This is a genomic window from uncultured Shewanella sp. (genome assembly GCF_947501665.1).
In the GTDB taxonomy this organism is placed as follows: domain Bacteria; phylum Pseudomonadota; class Gammaproteobacteria; order Enterobacterales; family Shewanellaceae; genus Shewanella.
Genome location: NZ_CANMWS010000007.1, coordinates 112738 through 138587 on the forward strand (window position 1 = coordinate 112738; position 25850 = coordinate 138587).

Genomic DNA, 25850 nt, shown 5'->3' on the forward strand with positions numbered 1-25850 from the left:
AGACCAAGGTAAAGCCAAGCGGTATTTTTGTCAAAATTAACTTATTCACTTTTAGCGATAAAATCATGGTCTCAGTGCCTTCACTTTATCCCTACACTCCATCATGATAAGCTCATTATTCTCTTTTGTTATTTAAATCAATTATTGTGAAAATATACCTTGTTGGCGGCGCCGTCAGAGACACATTATTACACCTTCCCGTTAAAGACAAAGATTACATGGTTGTCGGCTCAACCCCAGAGGAAATGCTTAACCTAGGGTATAAACAAGTGGGCAAAGATTTTCCTGTATTTTTACATCCCAAAAGCCAACAAGAATATGCCTTAGCACGTACAGAAAAAAAAGTGGCTTCTGGTTATGGTGGCTTTGATTGTTATGCCGCAGCTGACGTGACACTTGAACAAGATTTATTACGTCGCGATCTTACCATCAATGCTATCGCACAAGATGATGCGGGTACTTTATTTGACCCTTTTGGCGGCATAGAGGATCTCAATCAAAAAATACTAAGACATGTCTCCCCTGCTTTTGTTGAAGACCCCTTAAGAGTATTACGCGTCGCACGCTTCGCAGCCCGCTATCATACACAAGGCTTTCGTATTGCCACTGAAACCTTAGCGTTAATGACAGAACTTAGCCTCAGCGGTGAGCTAGCAGCACTCACCCCTGAGCGAGTTTATCAAGAGTTGGATAAAGCCCTCTCCACTCAAACCCCCCATATCTTTATTTCTGTTTTAAGGCAATGCCAAGCGCTAAAAGTCTTATTTCCTGAAATTGATGCCTTATTTGGTATTCCCCAACCAGAAAAATGGCATCCAGAGATTGATACTGGCATTCACACCATGATGGTGCTTGAACAAGCTTCTAAGCTAAGCCGAGATAATGCGGTCCGTTTTGCAGCTCTCACTCATGATTTGGGTAAAGCATTGAGTCCCAAAGCCGACTTACCGAAACACCATGGCCATGGTCAAAAAGGCTTAGCATGCATCAAGCAAATGTGTATTCGATTACGCATACCCAACCATTATCGTGACTTAGCCTTACTGGCCAGCGATCAGCACCAAAATATTCATAATATAACGCAATTACGTGCAGAAACCCTGCTTAATATTTTTAATAAAGCCGACTTTTGGCGCAAACCTGAGCGTGTCACACAATTGGGCTTAATCTGTGAAGCGGATGCAAAAGGCAGAACAGGCTTTGAAGACACCGATTATCCTCAATCTCAATATTTACATGACTGTTACAAGTCAGCACTTTCTGTTTCTGTTCAAACGATTATTGAAGCAGGGTTTCAAGGCGCTGCAATCAAGCAACAACTCGATATAGAAAGAATCAAAGCAATTAAAGAAGCAAAACATAACTTCAACAAAAAAATAAATAATTAGTCGAAAATATTCATGATTCATTAAGCCTATGTATGGCAAGGTAAAGGTGAGTTGTAATTCTTCTCGCTAAGCTTGCAATTACAGTGATATTGTCTAAGGTATACTGTACCTAGCGTGAAAGGCATAGCAAATTTAGTGTGCTATGCCATAATTAACTTGTTGCAGTTATGTTGCATAGCTGTTCAATTTAAATTAACTGACTGAAGGGATTTCCCAATGAACAAAAAAGTACTGATGATAGCTGGTGTTGCTATGACTGTAATGCTTGGTGGTTGTGCTTCAACTGGCGACCTTGAAAAACTAAGCAATAAAGTTGATCAACTATCGGCGCAAGTGAATGCGATGTCATCTGATCAAGCTAAAATGGCTTCTGACATGAGAGATACAAAAGCTGCTGCAATGAATGCAGAAGCTGAAGCCAAGCGTGCCAATGATCGTATCGATAATATCGCTTCTTCTTACAGCAAGTAAGAAATAGAACTATCAGTATTGGCAACATCAAATCTATTTGATGTTGCCTATTTCCCCCTTAATTGACTCCCCCTTTCCAAGCCAAATAAAATAAACACTACAGCATTCAGCTAAATGGTGATCTAGCGTTGCACAATACGCCTATACTATTGAAACAACCCCACATTCACAGGTAATCCACTTTGTTGCATGATAGCCTGATCAACTGTATTGGTATCGATATCATATTGACTCATAAATTTCAGGGCTTGCTTGGTTAAATTCACCACTTGAATTTGTTTATCTTTACTCTTAGATAATGGAGAATGCACTTCTATCATTTTGCGCCCATCTGGCTCTGTTGCTGTTTTCACTGTTTGATTAATCACGGTGACTTTTTCCCCACGTGAGATATGATGAAATAGCCATTCGATATTATCTGGACTCAAGCGTATACAACCGGCACTCACTCTCATGCCAATGCCAAATTTTTGATTGGTACCATGAATAAGATAACTGCCCCTTCCATAAGCTAATTGGATAGCAAACTTACCTAAAGGATTATCAGGACCGGGATAAACAACGGCAGGTAAGACTTCACCGCGCTCTTCCAAATGTGCTTTACGGATACTCGCTGGAGGTGTCCATGTTGGGTTGGGAATTCGCGACTTAACTTTTGTCACCATAACAGGTGTTTCACTGCCTATTTTCCCTATTCCAACAGGGAAAACATACACTTTTTGTTTTCCTTTCGGAAAATAATACAACCTTAATTCTGCCAAGTTAATCACCACGCCTTCTCGTGGTACATCGGGTAATAACATTTCAGTGGGGATCTTTAGCAAGGTGCCTTCTTTAGGTAAAAAAGGATCCACATTCGGATTCGCTGCCATTAACTCTAAAATACCCACATTATAATCTTTGGCTATTGTTTGAAAATATTCACCTTTTTGAACAATGTGTTTTTGTACTTCACCGATTAATCGACTGTTTGTCTCAGGAAGCGGATACACATTTGCCACACTGGTGAAAGGGAATACCACTAAGATGAACCACAACAATAAACGCATCATCTACCACTCTTTCCTATGATTAAAAAGGTCGCGAATTCGGCAAAGTACACATTATCCATAAAACGACGGACCTTAAAGTGAAGCCTATTTTTTTACCATCAATGCCACGACAAAATCAACTTCAACAGCATCCAAAGACATTAAAGCAATTTGCTTACGTATTTTGTCACTGGCCCTCCATGCAAAAGGGGTCATATCCAATAAAGTCAATGCTTGCTCCCCAGTACAAGGTACAGTAAAGGCAACGCGCTGACTTTTTATCAATTCAGCCTCGCTTGGTATACTTAAGTCTAGTTCCTTATCCGCTAAATCAGTATAAATATGTGACTTTATCTGCCATAGGTGTCGCGGCGAAGGAATAACCTGAAGGAAAATACCATTACTTTTCAACACTCTAAATAACTCTTTGCCTTTTAAAGGCTTATCAATCAAAGTAACTAGGTCAAAACTACTATCAATAAAAGGTAATGCTTTTAATTGACTCGCTATATAAGTGTTCTCCGGCACGGATTTTGCTGCAGCAAATAGTGCATTTTCAGCTTCTGCAATACCCGTTTGCACAAGTGATATTGCAGGCGATTGTGACTTTAGCACACGCTTTAGCTCACGCATATAAAAGCCCTCTCCACAATCAAAATCCAATTGCTGTAACGACCCTTGCGCTAAAATTCCAACTTTGTCTTTACTGTCGCTCAACAGCGATGCCATCGCTTCTATCAAAGGTGTAAACATCCCACTTTCTAATAGATAACGTTTTGCACGCATCACCTGCCGAGAGTCAAGTTTTGGCTTTTTCGCCTGACTAAATATCCAATACCCTTGCTCATTTTTATCAAAATGATGTTTATTATCACAATATAATCCCTGAGAAGAGACATGTACTCGCAATGCTTCGTTACATTTGGGGCATAGGTAAATACTGCTTATTGTCATCAGCTCAAGCCTGCCTTATAAGAAAATGAAACCACAAAGGACAATCCCCAGCAGTAAACGATAAATAACAAAGGGCGTCATACCCATTTTGCTGATAATCTTTAAAAAATAATGAATACAAAGATAAGCCGATACAAAAGAGACTAAGATCCCTATTCCTAATGCCTGATAATCAATTGCTTGCTCACTTGAGAGCAGATCTTTTGTTACCAATATTGCCGCGCCTAAACTCACAGGAACCGACATGAGAAACGAAAACCGTGCTGCCGCTTCTCGAGTTAATCCCAGCATTAATCCTGCTGTCATAGTGATCCCAGAGCGTGATGTGCCAGGGATCAAAGCAACCGCTTGCGCTAAACCAATAAAAAGGGCTTTTTTCCAACCTACCTGAAACTCACTTAACCCTTCTCGGCTCATTTTATCAGCCCACCAAAGTAACAAGCCAAATATAATCGTCGTTGCCGCAATCACTTCAATATTACGAAAATGCGTTGCAATAAAATCTTTCGCCGTAAACCCCACAATCACAGCGGGGATCGTTGCTAAAATAATCCACCACGCTAATCGGCTTTCTTCATTTTGCTCACGGCTCACAATACTGCCAGTCCAAGCGGTAAACATTGAAAAGAGTTCACGGCGAAAATAAATAACCACTGCCAATAAGGAGCCTGTATTGACAGCGACATCAAAAGATAACCCTTGATCTTGCCAACCTAAAAGTTGAGCCGGTAAAATTAAATGCGCAGAGCTTGAAATAGGCAAAAACTCTGTAAGACCTTGAATAAGGGCTAAAAGAATAACTTGTAAAGTATCCATAAATATCCAGTACATATCGATAAAGCGATAATGAGCTAACGATTCGCTTTAAGGTAAAAGAAAAAGCAGACTCTGACTCTATTACGACAATAAATCCACTCGCCACAATCGCTGTAAATCTTTATCAAAGGCTTGCCATAAATCCTGATAAGTTCGATTGACAACAGGATGCACTCGATTGGGCGCTATTTCAGCAAGTGGCCATAACACAAAAGCATTATTAAGAATTTCTTCACGGGGGAGCACAATAGGTTGCTGACAAATACAATCATCATATAATAATAAATCTAAATCTAATGTTCTGGCACTGAACTTCTTCTCTCCGGGTAATCTCCCACACTCTTTTTCCAATTGCTTAAAAATAGCTACAACAGCCTTAATAGGCTCAAGTGTTTGTGCAGCAACGACCATATTTAAAAAATTATGTCCCTCAAACCCCACAGCTTCACTCTCAAAAACAGAGGATAGCGTTAATGAGCCAAATATTGCCTCTAAATCCTTTAATGCAGCCTTAACGTATTTTTCTGGCTCAATATTACTGCCTATACTGATGTATATTGTTGCCATACTTAATCATGTCCTCGCACAATTTCAACACCGACAGCCGACGCTGATGGCACGGCGCCCGGCTTCATTACTTTAACTCTTACACGGAGTACATTAAACTCATCCATCACACACTTTGCCACTTTTTCAGCCACGGTTTCAATCAAATCAATTGGCTTTTCAGTGATCAAGTCTATCAAGCGGTTTGATACCGTTTCGTAGCATAATGCAAATTGATAATCATCATTGCTCGCAGCTTCTCGAATATCGTAATCCATATCCAAATCAATCAAAAGGTTCTGATGTATTTGCTTTTCCCATTCATAAATGCCGATCACTGTTTCTACTTTCAGTTCACGAATCAATACCTTGTCCATCGTAGACCTCCCAAAATGATAAAGAGTTTAGATTAATGCCTGTATGCATGATTATATGCTCCAAATTAGTGAATAATATCACTTGCCTGCTTTTCTCCGGTTAAAAACCCGAGTAGGATAGAGTCAGGCGCATGCAAATTAACATTCCATCTTAAGTTTTATTGTTAATCGTCGACTAAATAGCCACATTAAAATGGATTTTTCGCCACTGAAGGAAAACTCATTAACATCCACAGTATAATGGACGATTGAAAAGCATTTTTAGTGGTGGCGTGATAATACCTTAAGACGGATAAGGAAACCAATTTGAGCACAACCGCACTGACACTTATCATGATCCTTGCTGCATATTTAGCTGGCTCGATTTCCAGTGCCGTATTAATTTGCCGATTACGTGGTCTGCCCGATCCTCGCACTCAAGGTTCAAAAAACCCAGGCGCGACCAACGTTATGCGTTTTGGCGGTATCAGTACCGCTATCATGGTATTGATTTTCGATATGCTCAAAGGCGCAGCTCCGGCTTATATTGCGTTTGTTTTAGGTATCTCTCCCCTTTTTCTCGGCGTCATTGCCATTGCCGCTTGTCTCGGTCATATTTATCCTGTTTTCTTTCACTTTAAAGGCGGAAAAGGGGTTGCCACCGCGTTTGGCGCAATGGCCCCCATTGGTGGTGATTTAGCACTTTCTCTCATTGGCACTTGGCTCATCATTGCCTTTATCACACGCTATTCTTCTCTCGCCGCTATTGCTGCCGCCCTAACCGCTCCATTTTATACTTGGTGGTTAGATGAAAGGTTCACATTACCTGTGGCCATGCTATCTGTACTGATTGTGCTTCGCCACAAAGACAATATTATTCGCCTATTAAAAGGAAAAGAAACCAAATTACAATTAAAGAAAAAAACACCTAAATAGGTGTTTTTTGACGTTAAACAGAGTGAAAATAAAATCGCTTTTTCTTCAGGTTCATATGAAACATAAAGTTAAGAAACAGGCGGCAGAGTATCCAGTGGCCACCTTGGTTGCCCCTTAACGGCCAAATCATCGATTTGCCCTGCTTTTAACCGCTGTAATCCAGCATAAGCAATCATGGCGCCGTTATCGGTACAAAACTCCCCTCTAGGGTAATACACTTTTCCACCTTCTTTTTGCATCATATCGGCTAATGATCCTTGTAAGCGCGTATTAGCACTCACTCCACCGGCAACCACTAAACGCTGATAACCCGTTTGCTTTAATGCACGACGACATTTAATCGCTAAGGTATCCACAATGGCCTCTTCAAACGCACAAGCAATATTCGCTCGAGTTTGTTCATCACTCGGCTCTGAGGCTATCGTGTTAGCCGTAAAGGTTTTTAATCCAGAAAAACTAAAATCAAGACCGGGTCTATCTGTCATGGGTCTTGGAAAACGATAACTGCCCGGCACCCCCTTGGCAGCCAGCTTAGATAATCTTGGGCCCCCTGGGTAATCAAGCCCCATTAATTTAGCCGTTTTATCAAATGCCTCACCTGCAGCATCATCAAGAGACTCCCCTAACACTTCGTAACGGCCAATCCCTTCCACACCGACAAGCATTGAATGCCCTCCTGACACCAATAATGCCAAGAACGGAAATTCAGGGGCATCATCTTCTAACATTGGCGCCAATAAGTGCCCTTCCATATGATGCACACCAATAGCCGGTTTATCACATGAAAAAGCCAATGAACGTCCAACACACGCACCAACAAGTAATGCACCGATGAGTCCTGGCCCTTTGGTATAAGCGATTCCATCAAGTTGACTCATTTCCATCTCAGCATCAGCCAATGCTTGGCGCACTAACGGAATAATTTTACGGACATGATCTCTTGATGCCAATTCGGGCACAACACCCCCATAGTCAGCGTGCAATTTTACCTGACTATATAAAGTGTGAGACAACAAACCCTGTTCATCATCATAAATCGCAATCCCCGTCTCATCACAAGATGTTTCAATACCTAAAACCCGCATTATTTTCCGTCTTTTTGGTTAATAAAATGAAGCCTAATTCTACCTGTTGAGTCATAATTACACCAGTTATGCGCACATCAAAATCACACCTTTGTGTAATATGCGCATTTCAATCGTGTGAAAAGCTTTACAAACACCCGTCAATCGGTATAGAATTTCGCACCATTTTTAAATTAACTTGGGTCTGATTCGTCTTGACTCAACAACCGACACCTAAGGGGTGATGGCGTATGCCAATTATTAAAGTACGTGAAAATGAACCATTTGACGTAGCTTTACGTCGTTTCAAGCGCTCTTGCGAAAAAGCAGGTATCTTAGCTGACGTTCGTGCTCGTGAATTCTACGAGAAGCCAACGACTGCACGTAAACGTGCTAAAGCCGCTGCTATCAAGCGTCTTGCTAAGAAGCTTTCTCGTGAAAATGCGCGTCGCGTACGTTTATACTAATCTCTTATGAGCCTAGTTAATCAGCTAAAAGACCAAATGAAAGAAGCCATGCGTGCCAAAGAAAAGGTACGTTTAGGCACCATTCGTATGGCATTAGCAGCCATCAAACAGATTGAAGTGGATACCCGCGAATCTCTGACTGATGAGCAAGCTATAGCAGTGTTAACCAAAATGGTAAAACAACGTCGTGATTCCGTTGCGCAATATACCGCAGCAGGACGTGACGAATTAGCGCAAATAGAAGCAGAAGAAATTCAGATCCTTGAAAAGTTTCTGCCTCAGCCTCTAACAGAAGAGGAAATTTCTGCGTTAATTGATGCGAGCATTGTTGAAATGTCAGCATCATCCATGGCGGATATGGGCAAAGTAATGGGAGCATTAAAACCAAAAGTATTAGGTAGAGCTGATATGGCATCAATTGGTGCTATGATTAAAGCAAAACTTAAATAACCTTGATTTTAATGTATGAACAAGCCGTGCTCCTGCGCGGCTTGTTTGTTTAAATCCTAGATTGTTTTGTTCAGTAGTCGACGTTAAACGATACAATTATCTTCCAAATAATCTGTTTTAAAGGCGGCTTTTTTCCAAAAAATGGCGATACCTCGTGATTTTATTAATGAGCTAGTAGCTCGTATCGATATAGTCGATCTTATTGACGCTAAAGTGCCGTTAAAAAAAGCAGGTAAAAATCACTCTGCCTGTTGCCCCTTTCATAGTGAAAAGTCACCTTCATTTACGGTTAGCCGAGATAAACAGTTTTACCATTGTTTTGGTTGTGGCGCTCACGGTAATGTCATTGACTTTGTTATGGAATATGACCGACTTGAATTTATTGATGCCATTGATGAATTAGCCGGACAACTGGGTCTAGAAGTGCCTCAGGAACAAGGTTCTCGCAAGCCACGAAATGACAGTTTAAGTCGTGATTTGTATCAATTAATGGAAGAAGCCAGTTTATTTTATCAACATCAGCTTAGACAGCATGATGACAAACAAAAAGTACTTGATTACCTTGATTACAGAGGCTTATCACAGGAAGTTATCGAGCACTTTAACATTGGTTTTGCACCCGATGGCTGGGATGGATTATTAAGCCGTTACCGTCAAAGCAGTGATGCACAAAATAAATTGCTGACCGCGGGTATGGTCATTGAGAATGATAATGGCAAACGTTATGACCGATTTCGTGATCGACTCATGTTCCCCATACGGGACCGGCGCGGCAGAGTCATTGGGTTTGGTGGACGTGTATTAGGTGACGGCACACCAAAATACTTGAATTCTCCCGAAACGCCCATATTTCATAAGGGCAATGAGCTATATGGCTTGTATGAAGTCAAGCAACGCCATAAAGATCCAAAGCAAATACTGATTGTTGAAGGCTATATGGATGTCGTGGCATTGGGGCAATTTGGTGTGGATTACGCCGTTGCATCATTAGGCACTGCCACCACAGCCGAGCAATTTCAACTCTTGCTTCGTAGCACAAGAGAAGTCATTTGTTGCTATGATGGTGATAGAGCAGGACAAGAAGCCGCTTGGCGAGCCCTTGAAACAGCATTGCCTTTATTAAAGCCAGGCGTACAAATCCGGTTTATGTTTATTCAGGAAGGTGAAGATCCTGACAGCATGATAAGACAAGTCGGTAAAGAAGCCTTTGAAGCACAACTGACTCAGGCTAAGCCTTTATCAGACTTTTTATTTGACAACCTTGCCCTAAAGCACGGCAAAGATGACAAAAGTTTATTGGCACAAAATGCCATCAAACTAATAGAAAAAATACAAGATACTGTATTACAAAGCTTATTGCTAGAAGAACTGGCTCATAAGCTCAGAATGAATAATGCCGACGAGCTCAAACGTAAGTTTAATTTTGTCTCAAAAGGACAAAATAAGCCAAATAAATCCCAAGCGTTAGCAGGAAGAGGCACGCCTTTACGGCTGGCCATTGCCCTTTTAGTGCAACACCCTCGTTTAGGTTTTGGGTTACCAGAGCAACCGGCACTGCAATACATACAAATGCCGGGCATTGATTTGCTCAGCTTAGTATTAACATTAACACAGCAGCAAGTCATGAGCAGCGCACAACTACTTGAGCATTTCAGGGGGGACAAACAAGTCAACATCCTGAATAAATTAGCCCAATGGGACCATCAAGTGGCGGATGAAAACTTACTGCAAAAGTTAAAAGGGACTTTGATATGGTTGAACAATCAATATATTGAGCAGCGATACCAAGAACTCAGTCTCAAGCAACAACATACAAAAGAAGAAAGGATACAGCTTCAAAAGCTTATCTCGGTCATGAAAGCACAAGCTTAGCATAAAAAACGTGCAAAACTTGCCGCTAAGACTAGCACAAGGACGCGTACAAGGCTATAATTGACGATTTGCGTGGCATACTTGCCCCGTCGTTTTAACTGTTACCCCAACTTGGATGATATCTATGGATCACACTCCGCAGTCGCAACTTAAATTGTTGCTTGCCAAAGGTAAAGAGCAAGGTTATTTAACCTATGCAGAAGTGAACGACCACTTACCTGCTGATATGGTCGACGCCGACCAGATTGAAGATATTGTCCAGATGATTAATGACATGGGGATCCGGGTCTACGAACAGGCGCCCGATGCCGATGACATTATGATGTCTGAAGACAGCACTGATGATGATGCAGCTGAAGAAGCCGCGGCGGCACTGGCCACCGTAGAAGCCGAACTTGGTCGCACCACTGATCCCGTCCGTATGTATATGCGTGAAATGGGTACCGTTGAACTGCTTACTCGTGAAGGCGAAATTGTTATCGCTAAGCGTATCGAAGAAGGGATCAACACAGTACAAGCATCTGTTGCTGAATATCCTCAAGCAATCAGTATCATTCTTGACCAATATGATCGTTACAAAGCTGAAGAAATACGTTTATCCGATATCATTTCAGGTTTTGTTGATCCGAACGCCGAAGATGTCGCACCAACAGCGACCCATATCGGTTCTGAGTTATCCGATGAAGATTTAGCGGATGAAGATGTTGAAGGTGAAGAAGGCGAAGATGATGAAGAGGGTCCAAAAGGACCTGATCCAGAGGAAGCTGAAGAGCGCTTTACTCAATTAAGAGAAGCCCATGAAAGTGCATTAAAAGTCATTGCATTAAAAGGTCGTGGTCATGCTGAGTCAACCTTAGCCCTCTTTGAAATTGGTGAAATCTTTAAAGAATTCCGTTTGATGCCTAAGCAGTTCGATAGCTTAGTGAGAAATATGCGCGAAATGATGGACAAAGTGCGTATTCAAGAGCGTCTCATCATGAAGCTCTGCGTTGAACAAGCCAAAATGCCGAAAAAGAACTTCGTCAAAGGCTATACCAGTAACGAAAGCAGCATTGAATGGTTCAATGTTGAGCTTGCATCTGGTAAACCTTATGCCGAAGGGCTAAAAATGGTTGAGTACGATGTGCAACGTAGCCGTGCGAAACTCGATGCCATTGAAAACGAAACTGGCCTTGCCATTGGTGCGATTAAAGATATTAATCGCCGTATGTCAATTGGTGAGGCGAAAGCCCGCCGTGCCAAGAAAGAAATGGTTGAAGCCAACTTGCGTTTGGTGATCTCTATTGCCAAAAAGTACACCAACCGTGGTTTGCAATTCTTAGATCTGATCCAAGAAGGTAATATTGGTCTAATGAAAGCGGTGGATAAATTCGAATACCGCCGTGGTTATAAGTTCTCAACCTATGCAACTTGGTGGATCCGTCAGGCCATTACTCGTTCAATTGCCGATCAAGCGCGTACTATTCGTATTCCTGTTCATATGATTGAAACGATTAATAAGCTTAACCGTATTTCACGTCAAATGCTTCAGGAAATGGGTCGTGAGCCTTCGCCTGAAGAGTTAGCTGAACGCATGTTAATGCCGGAAGATAAGATCCGTAAAGTCCTTAAAATTGCCAAAGAGCCTATCTCAATGGAAACCCCCATTGGTGATGATGAAGACTCACACTTAGGTGATTTTATCGAAGACACGACGCTTGAACTACCATTAGACTCAGCCACTGGCGAAAGTTTAAAAAATGCCACGCACGAAGTCCTAGCAGGCCTAACAGCCCGTGAAGCAAAAGTCTTACGTATGCGTTTTGGTATCGATATGAATACCGATCATACGTTAGAAGAAGTGGGTAAGCAGTTTGATGTGACCCGTGAGCGTATTCGTCAAATTGAAGCAAAAGCGTTACGTAAATTGCGTCATCCTTCTCGCTCTGAAATCTTAAAATCATTCCTAGATGAATAATGCACTAACATTTTTCATCTAATGATTAAAAAGCCCAACCTGCGTGTTGGGCTTTTTAATCACTATAAACCAGTATATTATTTTTCCACTTTCACATTAATCTGAGCAGAGTCCTTATCCACCAAAATCGCAATCGATTTATAAGTGGGCGTGTCACTGAGTTCACCGACACTCTCTAATGGCACTAATGCATTGGCTTCAGGATAATAAGCAGCCACATTACCACGTGGAATGTCATATTCAATCACAGTAAAACCAGAAAGTTGCCGAGTACTCTTATCTGGCCATAATGACGTTAATACTACTTTATCTAAATGTGCTAATCCTTGCTGTAACATATCTTTATCATTCATCATGAGTACTTTTCGATGCCCATGAACACCTCTATATCTGTCTTCCATTCCATAAATCGTGGTATTGTACTGATCATGCGATCGCAGCGTTTGCAATATAAACGTTGCCTGCTCTGTTAGCGCACTCGGATCAAATGCGATAATCGATTCTGGCAATGCATGAGCAATAAGCTGTGCTTTTTTTGATGGTGTTTGCCAATGATATTCCGCCGCATGACTCCCTAAGTAGAACCCGCCTGGATACTGAATTTTTTCATTAAAACCTTTAAATTTAGGTAAAACCTCAGCCACTTTATGACGAATAAGGCCATAATCATCAACAAAGTCTTGCCAATGGATCTCTTCTGAGCCTAATGTAGCCTGAGCTATTCCTGCAACAATCGCCACTTCTGAGCGCATATCCCCCCTATCACTGGGGACAACCCCTGATGATGCATGCACCATACTGAAGGAGTCTTCCACTGTAACTTTTTGGGGCCCTCCTGCTTGGATATCAATATCGGTACGGCCCAGACAAGGCAAGATTAACGCTTGCTTACCCGTTACCAAATGACTACGGTTTAGTTTTGTCGCTATATGTACTGTCAATTCACACTGGCTCAAAGCCTGCTCTGTTACTTGAGTATCAGGAGTGGCTACAGCAAAATTTCCCCCTAATCCAATGAAGACTTTACTTCGTTTTTCCAGCATGGCACGAATCGCTTGCACCGTATTATGGCCATGCTTTTGAGGGGGATTAAAATCAAAAACTTGACCCAACTTTTTTAAGAAATCAACAGAGGGCTTTTCATTAATCCCCATCGTCCTATCGCCTTGCACATTACTGTGTCCCCTAACAGGGCATAAACCGGAGCCATGTTTTCCTAACTGCCCACGTAACAATTGCATATTGACAATTTCATGGATGGTTGCCACAGAATGTTTATGCTGGGTGATCCCCATTGCCCAAGTACAGATCACTCTCTTGCTATTGAGGTGTACTTTCGCCGCTTGCTCAATTTGAGCATAAGTCAATCCCGACTGCGCTTCTATTTTTTCCCAGCTTGTTGTCTCAACTTGTTGGATATAATTATTTAGCCCTTCACAATGTTGTGCTAAAAATGCCTCATCAAATACTCCCGATTCATTTTTTTCTTTACGCTGCTTGTCAATAACAAGCATCACCTTCACCATGCCTCTAATAGCAGCCATATCGCCACCTAATTTAGGTGTAAAATATAGGCTACTGATGTTAGTTGAGCTATTTTGTAACATTTCAACGGCATTTTGAGGACTGACAAAACGCTCTAACCCTCGCTCTTTTAGCGTATTGAAACTCACAACGCTGGCCCCTCGTCGAGCGGCCTTATACAAACTGTCTAACATCCTTGGATGGTTAGAACCTGGATTTTGTCCAAAAACGAAAATCGCATCAGCATATTCAAAGTCAATCAGTTGTATCGTGCCTTCTCCCACACCCAGAGCCTGTTTTAATGCAACACCACTGGCCTCATGACACATATTGGAGCAATCCGCAAAATTATTGGTTCCAAATTTTCTGACAAACAACTGATATAAAAAAGCCGCTTCATTACTGGTTCTGCCTGAAGTATAAAACTCGGCTTGATCCGGCGACTCAAGCCGATTTAATTCTCCTGCAATCAATTCAAAAGCTTTATCCCAACTAATGGGAAAATAATGATCAGACTGGCCATCGTACGATAATGGTTGATGTAATCGTCCCTGAGACTCTAAAAAATGCCCATTTTGTTTTTTGAGTTCACTCACCGTATGAGTTGCAAAAAAATCACTACTGACTCTTTTGCTGGTTGCCTCCCAGTTAACGGCTTTTGCCCCATTTTCACAAAATTTAAAATGCCCAACTTCATCGTCTTCTCCCCAAGCACAGCCAGGACAATCAAAACCATCATCTTGATTCGTATTCAATAAGTTGCGAATATTTTTAGCAATATTTTCACTTTTAATAAGATGCTTAGCAGTGCTAGCAAGCGCCCCCCAACCTCCCGCAGCATTGTGATATTGCGTAATTTTCTTACTCATAGCGACTCCTTAATCACTTCCACGAGACACATAAGCTATACACTGCGATGAAACACTCTAGCAGCTTCATTCTTTAGAATATGAATGAGGTTGATATTATATTTTTTTGCCCAAATAACCGCCAAAGAACTCGGCGCAGATAAACACACTAAGGTGCTCACTCCGTGTAACACAACCTTTTGAATTAACTCATAACTGCAACGACTTGTTACCACAATAAAGCCTGTTCCTACATCATATTGCCTCTTAGATATCCCCCCCAAGAGTTTATCCAGCGCATTATGCCTGCCCACATCTTCACGGCAGGCTAAAATCTCACCTGTATGTTTGACAAACAAAGCGGCATGTAATGCACCGGTCACTTTTCCATGTTGCTGCCAAGGCCCAATCTTGTGATTGAGATCTTGTAGAGATCCAGCCTGCGGTAAAGGGGAGGCTAATAAAGGAGTGCGTTGTAACCAAAGCTGCTCTAAGGCTTCACGGCCACAAATACCACAACCTGTTCGCCCAGATAATTGCCGCCGCTTATTTTTCATCGCATTAAAAGCCCGCTCATTAATTGTAATGCTGGCTTCAATACCCAAATCAGTGTGTTGATATTCGATATCCTTGAGCTGCAAAGCATGGTCAATAACGGCTTCAGATAGTGAAAACCCTAAAATAAAATCATCCAAATCATAGGGAGAAATCATCATAACCGCATAATTAATGCCGTTATAACTCAGCGATAAGGGCAACTCTGTCACCAATTGTACCTGCTGTGCTTCTGATGCAATTCCCTCCCGACTATCCATTAACTCAAATGGGAAAAGTCCATTTGATTGCCGCTCAAGATCTGTGTTTGACACAACCTCATTTGAAAAATCAGCCTTCATGCTTTCAACTCATGTCATCAACACATGCTGTCTGCTACCTGCGAGCATAAAGCATGCTTAAAGTCTCTTATAAACATAATAGGTTAAATATTCTTCTTAAGATACTTACCGTACACAGCTTTTACTTCCTCCCACCTTTAAACTAAAGATCCACCATTAACCTGTCATACTGATGTCACAATCCACTCAATGTTATCAACATCATGGTAAAAAATAGCATCTCCCAGTAAAAAACCACTCGGAATTGATTAACAGATAAGCACTTGAATCAAATATGGCATTTTCTATTAAAATCGGAGGTGACAAGCGTAATTAAAGCTCGTATACTCTGTCTCGCTTTCGGTAATGACGATTACCTTAAGTCGGCCCCTTAGCTCAGTTGGTTAGAGCACACGACTCATAATCGTTAGGTCCACAGTTCGAGTCTGTGAGGGGCCACCAAATTTTGATGACGCGCAATAAGTTTATACTTATTGCGCGTTTTTCGTTTTAATGCCCAAGATAAAATCAAACACTTTTCTCCACCCCAATCTCCCCCTGACAAATAAAGCTCACTAATTACCTAAGTTATACCAATCTAAGTCAATGATCAGTTCAGAGCCATTAAGGCTTTTCGATTCAAGGCACATTGATGCAGGAAGGGTCATTTCCTTTCAAATTAATGTAACACAGAAGTAAAATGGCTGAGTGACTCACTCTGTGTGAGTTTAAAAATACGTTATGCTGCGTTGTCTGTTTTCGATATACGCCCCATGGATGGAGAAGCTAGAGCGGCGTTTGAATCCAAGCCGACGACGCCATGGTCGTTCATTCATCCCTGTGAACACGACATTTGTTCATCCGTAAACATCAGATGGAGAAGCTAGAGCAACGTCTGGAACCCAAGCCGACGACGCCATGGTCGTTCATTCATATCCCTGTGAACACGACATTTGTTCATCCGTAAACATCAGATGGAGAAGCTAGAGAGATGTCTGGAACCTAAGCCGACGACGCCATGGATGGAGAAGCTAGAGCGATGTCTGGAACCCAAGTCGACGACGCCATGGCCGGTCATTCACATCCATATGAACACGGCATTTGTTCATCCGTAAACATCAGATGGTGGGATTGTCTGTTAATGCAGGAGCGATTAAACGACCTTGCCTACCGCATTTTTAATTCCCGCTGAATGCTCACTTACTTAGATTGGTATTATTTAAAAGACTCCATATTCAAATGATTTAATAACCATTACATTAATTTTACTTTACTTTGTTAAATTAAAAACTATATGTTAAATAACAGTAGTATAGTAAATTTCATGAACAATTATTTTATTCTACCTATTTCCATAATTTATAAAAATGAATAATTTTTTAATAAAGAAAACAGTTGAAAACAAATTAAAGCATTTAAAATCAACAATTTAATGAGCTGCTTTTTATATATCCTATCCTTGACAACCTGGTCTAACCAGATTATTAAATAGCAAGGTTATTTCTTTTAGTCCTCTTTCCCTCAACAGCGTATTATTTTTGCAATACTTCAATTCTTTATAATTAAGGTTTTTATGAACAGTATCGCTGTGTCAAGTACACGATTCTTAGATTGTGTAAATCCAACGGATCCCAAACAAACTCCCGTTAAGTTTGAACTACTATTTTCAGATAAAAATATCAATGAACAACAATTTAATCAATTTAAATTAGATGATACTTTTGGTGCATTGAAGCACTTTGCCTTCAATAATGATCAAGAGTCTATCGACATTCTTTGTAATTTAACGGTAAGAAAGGACTATATTGGTCATAAAGCCAATGAGTTATTATTAGAGCTGGCTCAAAAATCTGAACCAGGCAGTTTTCGAGAAGAGCAACTGAAACACTCCTGCAAAACCTTTCATCAATTATGCCTCAAAAATGAAAATCATGGCCATAAACCTTTACTCACTGATTTATCAACAGACATGCTACGCCTTCTTATTGATATCAAGCTCAACGCTGAAGAAACAGATCACGTGAGTAATGAAGTTCAATTTTTAATGCACTTAGTGAATAAAAAAGAAAACCCAACTGCTTTTCCTTCTTCAAAAATCAAGCTCACTGATGAGTTAATGGAGCGAAATATTCAGCAGTCATTAAAAGAAGTCAGAACACAATCCGATGCAAACCCTCAATTACCATTTGGGCAAGGAGTACAATTACAAGCTCGACTTAAACTTGTTGAACCTCCAATTGCGAAGCCCATTTCAGCACTTCCAAGTCATATTCAACCTGCACAAGAGAGGGATCCTCAAGCCATTCAGCTGGCAGAGACAAAGTTATTTGATTATCAACCCGAATTAAAAGGTCATATTCAAATTTTAAACACAGAAATAAATCCGGGTAATTGTCATAAATATGCCTTAGGTTGCGAGTTTGATGACAGTCAGGGAAACAATGTATTTGACATAATCAGCAGTAAAGATGTTCTATATGATGAATATCTGCATTTACATGACCAAGATCCTAATGTAAAAATCGCAGTCTTTTATCAAGATGACCAAATTGCCCACACTGCCCGTTATAATGCTCAAATTGATGCTTATGTGCATACGTTCCCAAATCACGCCTTGTTTAGCTGTGAGCCAGAAACACTAAAAGAGATCAATCAATACGACAAAGTTGAAATTCTCTCACCCGATAATGCCAATCAATATCAAGCTTACTTGGATGAAATAGCTGCACAACAAAAATTAGCAGATCAAGAACGTGCTGCTCGAGTCAATGATGAAAACATCCTTGATGTCATTGAAAAGAACTTAATTTATGTTCAAGGATTAGACGTTTGGGAGCTACGAGATGCAGATAAAACAGAAATCGATGACTTTAATGGTATTGATGAAAATAAATTTAAACTTGTTAAGATATTAAGGGAAGTAGAAAAGGTAGCAAAAGAGGTACATGGCAATAACTACGAATTTGAGGGTATCAAAGCGTTATTTCTTTCAAAAATAGAACAAGCAGGTGTAGACATAAACCTAGGGCACGAATCGAACTTTTAATTAACCACAACCCCTTTTAAATTAACTTAAATTCTTTCTACTGTCTCTCTGTCAGTAGAAAGAATTGACGCTAAAGATCTTCTATCCCCTCCTTCAACATAGTGTCTTCAATATCATACTAAACGTCTTAGCAGTTAATCTTAGGTAAACAATGCCACTGTGTTGTGTATTGTGGGGTTAAATAGGTGCGGCGCATGGTCCAATCGGCTCGTGATTTAGATGTACCTTCAGCGGCCACAAATACGGTTCCGCGACCAAAGCGTCGATTAAGCTTATCGTAAACAGGCATCAGATTTGGGTGTTCAAGCAGGGGCGAGAACATATCTAACTGCTGGTGATGACAACTCACCAAATCCATAAGCCCCACGCCCACTTTATAGTAACGTATACCTTTATGGTATAAACGCGATACAAGCTGTTTTACTGCCCTGCAAAGCTCCAAACTTGAACTGACGGGTCGCTCAAAGGTATGCAAGACCTTGAAAGCACGAGCATGGGTGTCGTGGGGAGAGCTCATAGCAAATAACAATAATTGCAAACAGCCCGATTGCTGTTGGCGCATTTTTACCGCCGCAATATCGACATGTAAACACAAGGCTTGACACAAAGCCTCTTTATTATCAGTCATACGCTCCCCTAAGCTGCGAGTTGAAAAAATTTGCTTTTTATCAACATGTACTCGATCCCATTCTTTAACGGGTTCACCATTGAGCTCAGCAATGGTACGACTCACTTCGATATTAAAGCCATGACCCAAATTTTTAGATGACGATTTATAAGTTAGCTCATATGGCAGACCTGATAAATCATAGGCTGAATGTACGTTCAAACGGGCTAGTTTTTTCATCAATTTTCGGCCTACCCCCCACACATCTCCCACAGACACTCGCCTGAGCATATCAAGCCGTTTGCCCTCAGTATCAATCACACACACACCTTGATACTCAGGCACCGTCTTGGCAATATGAGCCGCCAATTTTGCTAATGTTAATGTGGCTCCCATGCCCACAGACACAGGTAAACGTGCCTCTTTCCATACTGCGCGGCGAATACGCTGACCGATATCCATAAATGCTACGCTACCTCCTTCTCCCGCAGCGGCGCCCTTAAAAGACAGAAAGCTCTCATCGATAGAATAAATATATTGCTCAGGTGCAAAACGGCCAATGATTTGCATCATTTTCATGGACAAATCACCGTACAGCGCATAATTTGACGAGAGTGCTATCACCCCGCGTTTTTCACATAAGGCTTTTACCTGAAAATAAGGCACAAACTTTTTTACGCCTAATGCTTTTGCTTGTCTATTGGCTGCCACAATACAGCCATCATTATTAGATAACACCACCAGCGGCTTACCCCGCCAATCAGGGCGAAACACTTGCTCTGCACTGCAATAAAAACTATTGGCATCCACTAAGGCAAACATGTCTTATTACCTTGTTTCATCGCTACTTTCTCTCATTGCGCTACAGAACACGCTAAAACGGGACTAGGACGATGGCAACGTACCGAACGTATTACCACGCCTTCAATACTAAATTGATCATACTCATTGACACTAACGGCTTGATACTCACAATGAGATGACAGGAGAAGTTTTTGGTGCACATCCAATTGCTTGCACACAAACTCACCATTTAAATTTGCCACGATGACATCAAATTGATTGACTTTGACATACCTATCCACAATCAAGATGTCGTTATCAAATATACCTAACCCTTCCATAGAGTTCCCTCTGGCAAAACCGAGAAATGTCGCACTGGGATGCTCAATAAGCAGTTCATCTAAACTCAAAGGGAGCTGTAAATACTCCGCTGCAGGACTTTCAAATCCGTTAATTCCCGCTGCGATATAAATTGGGATCACTTTTATCATTACTGCCTCGCCTGCATCATATGCTTACTCATTCTTTTTACTCTAAGCGATGAAACTCTACCTTTCTCACACTCACAATTAAAATACTGTTTATTTATACAGTATATTTATCATAGCGAAGATTGTGTCTATCCACCAAGAAAAAGCGGCAAAGAGATACAAAGTGTTGCAGGCTCACACTTTCGCTCATTCACATTGCATCAAGGACTAAAAATCAACAAGATACTGTAAAATATGTTAAATATGGATATACACTATGGATAATTCTGTAAAATTTGATTGGTCTCAGCCTGCTAACATTATCACTTCTCAAACTAAGAAGGATACGGATGACAAGACAGAAACCTTCCCAGAGGACAAACTTGATAGGGCAAAGTACGCTGAATTTCTCACTCACTTTCTGCTTTCGCAAGTAACAGATACTAATCAGGAACCAAATACATATAAAAACTATGTGATTAACCTCAACTCCGAATGGGGCTCAGGTAAAACCTACTTTCTCAAACGCTGGTTTGATACGTTACAGCAACACTACCCAGTCATTTATGTCGATGCGTGGAAGCAAGATTATTCAGACGACCCCTTATTGACTGTAGTTTCATCCATGATAAACCAGCTAAGAGTACTCGCAGGCAAAGATAAAGAAGACTCTTTTAAGGCCTCTAAAAAGTGGGTTGGATTATTTAAAGCCGCAGCCCCAGGGATCGCGAGAGGTCTCAGTAAGCGTTTTATGGGCATCGATCCTGTTGAAATCATGCAAGCTCGTGATGACGAAACAATAAAATTACTCGATGAACAAGGCAATCCAATAACAGACGTTAAAGGCAATCCCATTGACATGGGCTTTGCCGCATCTGCAGCCGTTAAACACATACTCGATGAACACGATGCTAAATCAATGGCCATCGAAGCCTTAAAAACCAGCGTCAAAGAATGGATTGGTGCCGCCATTGGCCTTAGCCAACATAAATCACCACTCAAGCGTCCAGCCTTTGTGTTTATTGATGAGCTGGATCGCTGCCGCCCAAGCTACGCCGTTGAAATGCTGGAAGTCATTAAACATATCTTCGATATTGAAGGCATGGTATTTGTGGTGGCCACAGATACTGAACAACTACAACACGCCATTAAAGCAGTTTATGGTGAAGGCTTTGATGCCAAGCTTTACTTGGGCCGTTTCTTTCATAGTCGCTTTAGCTTACGCCAAGCGGATCTCACTCAGTTACTGCCAATCCATTGCAACATACAAGCGCTGGACAACAGTCAATTACGAGATAAGAACATTATATTATGGCCGATGAATGATAATATTGATTTAACGGTCGACAATATCAGCGCCATTTTAAATTGCTTTAACCTCCCACCTCGCTCCGCCATTCAAGTGACCGAAAGAGTCATTGCCACTGTGGTAAACCTGCCCGAAGGTAGTAAACTGGATCTGTTGATGCTCACCACACTTTTGTGTATTCGCGAGAAAGATGAAAGCTTATATCAGGAAATTGTCTCTCAAAGATTTAAACGACAAGACGGCGATAAAGAAATCACACTTGCTGATTATCTAACGGCCCGTTTTAATACAAAAGTATACGACATTCAGAACCAGTTCAAACCACAATCCATTACAAAATATTTAGGGGTATCCGATAATGGATTTAGATCTCCACCAGAAAACAAATATCCAGAAAAAAACTATAAAGCTGAATACCATTATTATTTTGATAATATCTTTTCTGTTTATTATCAAAATAATCCAGCATTAGGAATGTTTGACGCAGTACTATCAAGAAAGACACATCCAACTAACGATAAAAAAGAAGAAAAACTTAAAAGCATAGAGGGTTCTTTACAGAAAAACTATTTAAACAGCAAATTAAACTCAACAGCGAATCATCAAGATAGTGCCAATTTATGGTTAGAATATTTATTTTTCAAAAACGAACTGAATCAAATACCCATGAATTATTACCGAGATTTAGTCGAATTAGCCTCCTCCCTCACCACCAGCGTGAGCAACAATCTCGATATTGCAATCTAAAAAATGTAAAAGGCCTTCACTGTAACCAGAAAGGCCTATTGATGCATCACGATTTATATCTCAAGGTACTAAACTAAAATGTCTGCGCTATCGCTTACTAAGCACTCTGTCAATATCAGCGGCACTGTGACGATGTTCTAAACGCTCCCAATCTTCGCCCCAAGTGCGATTCACAATACGGCCACGCTGCACACCTTTTCGCTCAGAGAGGACTTTAGCCCAACGCTGCACATGTCGATAACTGTTTACCTCTAAGAACTCAGCAGCATTATAGGTTTTACCTAACACTAAATTGCCATACCAAGGCCAGATGGCCATATCCGCAATACTGTACTCATTACCTGCAATAAAAGTGTTATTTGCTAATTGCTTATCGAGTACATCCAGTTGACGCTTTACTTCCATGGTAAAACGGTTAATGGGGTATTCAAATTTCTCTGGTGCATAAACATAGAAATGCCCAAAGCCGCCTCCCAGATAAGGGGCTGAGCCTTGTAGCCAAAAAAGCCAATTCATCACTTGTGTACGCTGCTGTAGCTCATTCGGTAAAAAATGGCCAAACTTTTCGGCTAAATACAGTAAAATAGCCCCTGATTCAAACACATTCACAGGCATCTCACTGGTATTATCCACCAGCGCAGGAATTTTTGAATTCAGATTCACTTCAACAAAGCCTGATGAGAATTGTTCACCATCACCAATATTAATTAAATGTGCATCATATTCCGCTTCCGCCACCCCTAAGGCCAATAACTCCTCAAGCATGATAGTGATTTTTTGTCCATTAGGTGTCCCCATTGAATACAACTGCAGAGCGTGCTCACCCACAGGTAAAGCTTGCTCGAAACGCGCCCCAGCATCCGGCCTATTAATACTTGCCCACTGCCCACCGTTTTCATTATTCATTTGCCACACTTTAGGTGGTGTATATGTCGTTGCCATGATGCTTCCTCACTTAATACTGATACTTAATCTCACTACAGAAAACGGATGCTAAACACATTCAAGATCATAGCTAGCCATTAAGCTTAGCCTTCCGCACAATGTTTATTTACCTATCAAACGACAATATTGTAAGTACTCATTAAAAACAAATTGAATCATAATGTTAAAAATAAAAACAATATTATTTAAAATAACCTTGACAATAATGTACCGGTAAGTACATTATATTGTATACCAAGTGGTACAGAAAAAGCAATTTCCCGACCCTTTTTCAAGTAACGACTCAATGTATCGGTGTTAGTATTAATAAAACACATTAAAATCAAGGAATAAAATATGAGTGTATCCATTAAAGATAAAGTTGCATTAGTGACTGGCGCCAATCGAGGCATAGGAAAAGCCATTGTTGAAGCCTTTATCGAACAAGGTGCAAAAAAAGTCTATCTAGCAGTACGAGATCCAGAAAGCACCACAGAACTTGAATTTAAATTTGGTGATAAAGTAAAAACGTTGCAAGTCGATATGGCTGATGCCAAAGCCATTGCAGCCTTGACCGATCAGGTGAGCGATCTTGAAATTATTGTGAATAATGCTGGCGTATTAGCATTAACCGATCTGCTAAACGACAATACCGAAGCTGCGCTTGATAAGCAGCTAACGATTAATTTATATGGCCTATTAAGGATCAGTAACGCATTAGTCCCCGTTGTTGAGAAAAATGGTGGTGGCGCCTTAGTGCAGCTCAACTCTGTTGCTTCAATTAAAAACTTCTCTGGAGTAGATTTTTATTCCGCTTCCAAAGCAGCTGCTTACTCTATTACTCAAGGACTAAAAGACAAACTCATCGATAAGAATATTCACGTATTAAGCGTACATCCTGGCCCCATTGATACCGACATGGCAGCGCAAGTCGGCTTTGCTGACGGCGCGACACCAGCCAGTGTGGCACAAGCGATTATTCATTCTCTTAACCAAGGTGATTTTCATTTATTCCCCGATCCTGTCGCAAAGGACTTTGAAAGTGCCTATCAAAGTTATTCAGATACATTAATCACAGCTGGATCCGCTTAAAAGCCATCTTTCTTCTTTCTCAATAGCCTGATAACACATCAGGCTACTTTCAAAAAGCAATGATCCCCTATTCAGCACCTGATTTTATAACGCTTTAGTAGCTAAATATCACACCATCAACTAGTTTTTAATCAACGTCTTTTTTACGGTGTTGATATGGACATTTTACACTCTCTCTTTACAGCATCGCCACTCCTTGCCGTATTTATTACACTCACTTTGGGCTATTTAGTCGGTAAAATCACCATAGGTCGTTTTGTTTTAGGCGGCGTTGCGGGCACACTACTGATGGGGATAGTGGTGGGTCAAGTCGGCGTAGAGATTGACACCAGTATTCGAAATATTTTCTTTGCGCTTTTTATCTATGCGGTTGGTTTTCAAGGTGGTCCTCGTTTTTTTAATGCCTTAAATTTACGTACACTTAATATCCTGATATCAGCAGTCGTGATGACCCTGACGGGACTCATTTGCGTGCTTATCGCCGCTTGGTTATTTAACTTAGATCGCGGAACAGCTGCAAGATTAGCGGCAGGCGGACTCACACAATCATCTATCATAGGAACAGCAGGAGACGCGATATCTCAGCTTACGGGGATTTCTGAGCAAAGCAAAGCCATCATGCAAATCAATGTGGCGGTGGGCTATGCGGTCACTTATATCTTTGGCTCATTAGGCCCCATTCTCATGGTGACTTGGTTTTTCCCTATGGTCATGCATTGGGATCTACGCGCTGAAGCCATCAAACTTGCGAATCAAACGGCACCGGATCAAGCAGAATTAGAGCCCGGTCAATTTAATGCCATAGAGCGGGTTGTCACACGTGCTTATTATGTATCCAATCAAAGCCAATCGATTAACCGCTGCGTATCAGAAATCAATGAAGAGCTGAATGATGCTGCCATTGAAGTCATTAAACGTGAGGGAATAGCGTGAGCTTCAAGAAAGACGATACATTACAACCTGGGGATATGGTAATTGTGTCTGGACTGCGCGCGCGAGTCAAACAACTCATGAGTTATTTTGGTGAGGAGGTCGATCCCCCCAGAGAACTTGAGCTTATTGAGGAGTATAGGCATTTAATCGTTAATAATCAACGATTAATTAACCACACATTGAAAACAATTAAGCAAGAAACACAAATGCCTATTCGTCGTGGCGTCTACCTTACAGAAGTAAAACGCGCAGGTGAAGTGTTAGCCATTGATCCTCAGCTCATTCTAAAAAAGGCGATGAAGTTGAAGTCACAGGCGCCCCCAAAGATTTAAACCGTGTTGAAAAAACCATTGGTCATCGACTCATTTCCCCCTTCAGTACTGA

The 25850-nt window shown here is 41.0% G+C and carries 23 protein-coding genes and 1 tRNA gene; 13 read left to right on the forward strand and 11 right to left on the reverse strand.

Annotated features, from left to right (window positions below; genetic code table 11):
- The first annotated feature begins 146 nt into the window (after positions 1-146).
- Complete coding sequence (locus tag Q0976_RS06885) at positions 147-1388, forward strand: multifunctional CCA addition/repair protein (protein WP_299492363.1); 1242 nt, start codon at positions 147-149, stop codon at positions 1386-1388.
- Positions 1389-1604: 216 nt separating this feature from the next.
- A complete protein-coding gene (locus Q0976_RS06890; protein WP_299492365.1) occupies positions 1605-1859 on the forward strand; it encodes an Lpp/OprI family alanine-zipper lipoprotein in 255 nt (84 codons plus the stop codon).
- Positions 1860-2005: 146 nt separating this feature from the next.
- Here the strand turns inward: Q0976_RS06890 and Q0976_RS06895 are convergent, their stop codons facing one another.
- The 5 genes from Q0976_RS06895 to folB all read right to left on the reverse strand — a co-directional run bounded on the left by Q0976_RS06895 (position 2006) and on the right by folB (position 5583).
- A complete protein-coding gene (locus Q0976_RS06895; protein ID WP_299492367.1) occupies positions 2006-2911 on the reverse strand; it encodes a L,D-transpeptidase family protein in 906 nt (301 codons plus the stop codon).
- A gap of 84 nt (positions 2912-2995) precedes the next feature.
- The gene (locus tag Q0976_RS06900) at positions 2996-3844 is read right to left on the reverse strand and encodes a methyltransferase domain-containing protein (protein WP_366525072.1); all 849 of its coding nucleotides are present in this window, start codon (positions 3842-3844) and stop codon (positions 2996-2998) included.
- 15 nt (positions 3845-3859) lie between these two features.
- Entirely contained in the window at positions 3860-4660 is an 801-nt protein-coding gene (locus tag Q0976_RS06905; RefSeq protein WP_299492369.1) for an undecaprenyl-diphosphate phosphatase, read from the reverse strand.
- Between the two features lie 81 nt (positions 4661-4741).
- Positions 4742-5227: a 2-amino-4-hydroxy-6-hydroxymethyldihydropteridine diphosphokinase gene (folK, locus tag Q0976_RS06910; protein ID WP_299492371.1), complete on the reverse strand. Its 486-nt coding sequence runs from the start codon at positions 5225-5227 to the stop codon at positions 4742-4744.
- A gap of 2 nt (positions 5228-5229) precedes the next feature.
- Entirely contained in the window at positions 5230-5583 is a 354-nt protein-coding gene (gene folB, locus Q0976_RS06915) for a dihydroneopterin aldolase (RefSeq protein ID WP_299492373.1), read from the reverse strand.
- Positions 5584-5889: 306 nt separating this feature from the next.
- On the opposite strand from folB, the gene plsY reads away from it, so the two are divergent.
- Entirely contained in the window at positions 5890-6498 is a 609-nt protein-coding gene (gene plsY, locus Q0976_RS06920; RefSeq protein ID WP_299492375.1) for a glycerol-3-phosphate 1-O-acyltransferase PlsY, read from the forward strand.
- A gap of 68 nt (positions 6499-6566) precedes the next feature.
- On the opposite strand, the gene tsaD is transcribed toward plsY, so the two are convergent.
- Complete coding sequence (gene tsaD / locus Q0976_RS06925; RefSeq protein WP_299492377.1) at positions 6567-7583, reverse strand: tRNA (adenosine(37)-N6)-threonylcarbamoyltransferase complex transferase subunit TsaD; 1017 nt, start codon at positions 7581-7583, stop codon at positions 6567-6569.
- 230 nt (positions 7584-7813) lie between these two features.
- Here tsaD and rpsU point away from each other — a divergent pair, with 230 nt between their 5' ends.
- From rpsU to rpoD, 4 genes are all read left to right on the forward strand, one after another.
- The gene (rpsU, locus tag Q0976_RS06930) at positions 7814-8029 is read left to right on the forward strand and encodes a 30S ribosomal protein S21 (protein ID WP_020911290.1); all 216 of its coding nucleotides are present in this window, start codon (positions 7814-7816) and stop codon (positions 8027-8029) included.
- Between the two features lie 6 nt (positions 8030-8035).
- Complete coding sequence (locus Q0976_RS06935) at positions 8036-8479, forward strand: GatB/YqeY domain-containing protein (RefSeq protein ID WP_299492379.1); 444 nt, start codon at positions 8036-8038, stop codon at positions 8477-8479.
- 141 nt (positions 8480-8620) lie between these two features.
- Positions 8621-10351, forward strand: coding sequence for a DNA primase (gene dnaG / locus Q0976_RS06940; RefSeq protein ID WP_299492381.1), 1731 nt, complete (start codon positions 8621-8623; stop codon positions 10349-10351).
- 124 nt (positions 10352-10475) lie between these two features.
- A complete protein-coding gene (gene rpoD / locus Q0976_RS06945; protein WP_298768312.1) occupies positions 10476-12308 on the forward strand; it encodes an RNA polymerase sigma factor RpoD in 1833 nt (610 codons plus the stop codon).
- A gap of 77 nt (positions 12309-12385) precedes the next feature.
- Here the strand turns inward: rpoD and Q0976_RS06950 are convergent, their stop codons facing one another.
- Entirely contained in the window at positions 12386-14701 is a 2316-nt protein-coding gene (locus Q0976_RS06950) for an FdhF/YdeP family oxidoreductase (protein ID WP_299492384.1), read from the reverse strand.
- Between the two features lie 35 nt (positions 14702-14736).
- Positions 14737-15576 carry a formate dehydrogenase accessory sulfurtransferase FdhD gene (gene fdhD, locus Q0976_RS06955; RefSeq protein ID WP_299492386.1) on the reverse strand — a complete coding sequence of 280 codons (840 nt, stop codon included), beginning with the start codon at positions 15574-15576 and terminating at the stop codon, positions 14737-14739.
- A gap of 364 nt (positions 15577-15940) precedes the next feature.
- Between fdhD and Q0976_RS06960 the strand changes: the two genes are divergently transcribed.
- Positions 15941-16017 (forward strand) — tRNA-Ile (locus Q0976_RS06960).
- A 1111-nt stretch (positions 16018-17128) separates the two neighbouring features.
- The gene (locus tag Q0976_RS06965; protein ID WP_299492388.1) at positions 17129-18601 is read left to right on the forward strand and encodes a hypothetical protein; all 1473 of its coding nucleotides are present in this window, start codon (positions 17129-17131) and stop codon (positions 18599-18601) included.
- 127 nt (positions 18602-18728) lie between these two features.
- Here the strand turns inward: Q0976_RS06965 and Q0976_RS06970 are convergent, their stop codons facing one another.
- Both Q0976_RS06970 and Q0976_RS06975 read right to left on the reverse strand, forming a co-directional pair.
- The gene (locus tag Q0976_RS06970) at positions 18729-20030 is read right to left on the reverse strand and encodes a Y-family DNA polymerase (RefSeq protein ID WP_299492390.1); all 1302 of its coding nucleotides are present in this window, start codon (positions 20028-20030) and stop codon (positions 18729-18731) included.
- A 32-nt stretch (positions 20031-20062) separates the two neighbouring features.
- Entirely contained in the window at positions 20063-20479 is a 417-nt protein-coding gene (locus Q0976_RS06975) for a S24 family peptidase (protein WP_299492513.1), read from the reverse strand.
- Positions 20480-20738: 259 nt separating this feature from the next.
- Here Q0976_RS06975 and Q0976_RS06980 point away from each other — a divergent pair, with 259 nt between their 5' ends.
- Positions 20739-22517, forward strand: coding sequence for a P-loop NTPase fold protein (locus Q0976_RS06980; protein ID WP_299492392.1), 1779 nt, complete (start codon positions 20739-20741; stop codon positions 22515-22517).
- Between the two features lie 87 nt (positions 22518-22604).
- Here Q0976_RS06980 and yghU read toward each other — a convergent pair whose 3' ends face one another.
- Positions 22605-23459, reverse strand: coding sequence for a glutathione-dependent disulfide-bond oxidoreductase (yghU, locus tag Q0976_RS06985; protein WP_299492394.1), 855 nt, complete (start codon positions 23457-23459; stop codon positions 22605-22607).
- Between the two features lie 339 nt (positions 23460-23798).
- Here yghU and Q0976_RS06990 point away from each other — a divergent pair, with 339 nt between their 5' ends.
- The 3 genes from Q0976_RS06990 (at position 23799) to Q0976_RS07000 (ending at position 25798) form a co-directional block, all read left to right on the forward strand.
- On the forward strand, positions 23799-24533 hold the full coding sequence (locus Q0976_RS06990; protein ID WP_299492396.1) for an SDR family oxidoreductase: 735 nt from the start codon (positions 23799-23801) through the stop codon (positions 24531-24533).
- Positions 24534-24689: 156 nt separating this feature from the next.
- Entirely contained in the window at positions 24690-25466 is a 777-nt protein-coding gene (locus Q0976_RS06995) for a hypothetical protein (protein WP_299492398.1), read from the forward strand.
- On the forward strand, positions 25463-25798 hold the full coding sequence (locus Q0976_RS07000) for a hypothetical protein (protein WP_299492400.1): 336 nt from the start codon (positions 25463-25465) through the stop codon (positions 25796-25798). Before Q0976_RS06995 ends, Q0976_RS07000 begins: the two co-directional genes overlap by 4 nt.
- Positions 25799-25850: the final 52 nt, after the last annotated feature.

Bases quoted from the DNA above. Each gene is read 5' to 3' on its own strand.
- Q0976_RS06900 (WP_366525072.1), bottom strand. From the start codon at position 3,844: ATGACAATAAGCAGTATTTACCTATGCCCCAAATGTAACGAAGCATTG.
- Q0976_RS06965 (WP_299492388.1), top strand. From the start codon at position 17,129: ATGAACAGTATCGCTGTGTCAAGTACACGATTCTTAGATTGTGTAAAT.
- fdhD (WP_299492386.1), bottom strand. From the start codon at position 15,576: ATGAAGGCTGATTTTTCAAATGAGGTTGTGTCAAACACAGATCTTGAG.
- Q0976_RS06995 (WP_299492398.1), top strand. From the start codon at position 24,690: ATGGACATTTTACACTCTCTCTTTACAGCATCGCCACTCCTTGCCGTA.
- folB (WP_299492373.1), bottom strand. From the start codon at position 5,583: ATGGACAAGGTATTGATTCGTGAACTGAAAGTAGAAACAGTGATCGGC.
- Q0976_RS06970 (WP_299492390.1), bottom strand. From the start codon at position 20,030: ATGTTTGCCTTAGTGGATGCCAATAGTTTTTATTGCAGTGCAGAGCAA.
- Q0976_RS06935 (WP_299492379.1), top strand. From the start codon at position 8,036: ATGAGCCTAGTTAATCAGCTAAAAGACCAAATGAAAGAAGCCATGCGT.
- Q0976_RS06905 (WP_299492369.1), bottom strand. From the start codon at position 4,660: ATGGATACTTTACAAGTTATTCTTTTAGCCCTTATTCAAGGTCTTACA.
- dnaG (WP_299492381.1), top strand. From the start codon at position 8,621: ATGGCGATACCTCGTGATTTTATTAATGAGCTAGTAGCTCGTATCGAT.
- rpoD (WP_298768312.1), top strand. From the start codon at position 10,476: ATGGATCACACTCCGCAGTCGCAACTTAAATTGTTGCTTGCCAAAGGT.
- Q0976_RS06950 (WP_299492384.1), bottom strand. From the start codon at position 14,701: ATGAGTAAGAAAATTACGCAATATCACAATGCTGCGGGAGGTTGGGGG.
- yghU (WP_299492394.1), bottom strand. From the start codon at position 23,459: ATGGCAACGACATATACACCACCTAAAGTGTGGCAAATGAATAATGAA.
- Q0976_RS06990 (WP_299492396.1), top strand. From the start codon at position 23,799: ATGAGTGTATCCATTAAAGATAAAGTTGCATTAGTGACTGGCGCCAAT.
- folK (WP_299492371.1), bottom strand. From the start codon at position 5,227: ATGGCAACAATATACATCAGTATAGGCAGTAATATTGAGCCAGAAAAA.
- Q0976_RS06895 (WP_299492367.1), bottom strand. From the start codon at position 2,911: ATGATGCGTTTATTGTTGTGGTTCATCTTAGTGGTATTCCCTTTCACC.
- Q0976_RS06980 (WP_299492392.1), top strand. From the start codon at position 20,739: ATGGATAATTCTGTAAAATTTGATTGGTCTCAGCCTGCTAACATTATC.
- tsaD (WP_299492377.1), bottom strand. From the start codon at position 7,583: ATGCGGGTTTTAGGTATTGAAACATCTTGTGATGAGACGGGGATTGCG.
- rpsU (WP_020911290.1), top strand. From the start codon at position 7,814: ATGCCAATTATTAAAGTACGTGAAAATGAACCATTTGACGTAGCTTTA.
- Q0976_RS06890 (WP_299492365.1), top strand. From the start codon at position 1,605: ATGAACAAAAAAGTACTGATGATAGCTGGTGTTGCTATGACTGTAATG.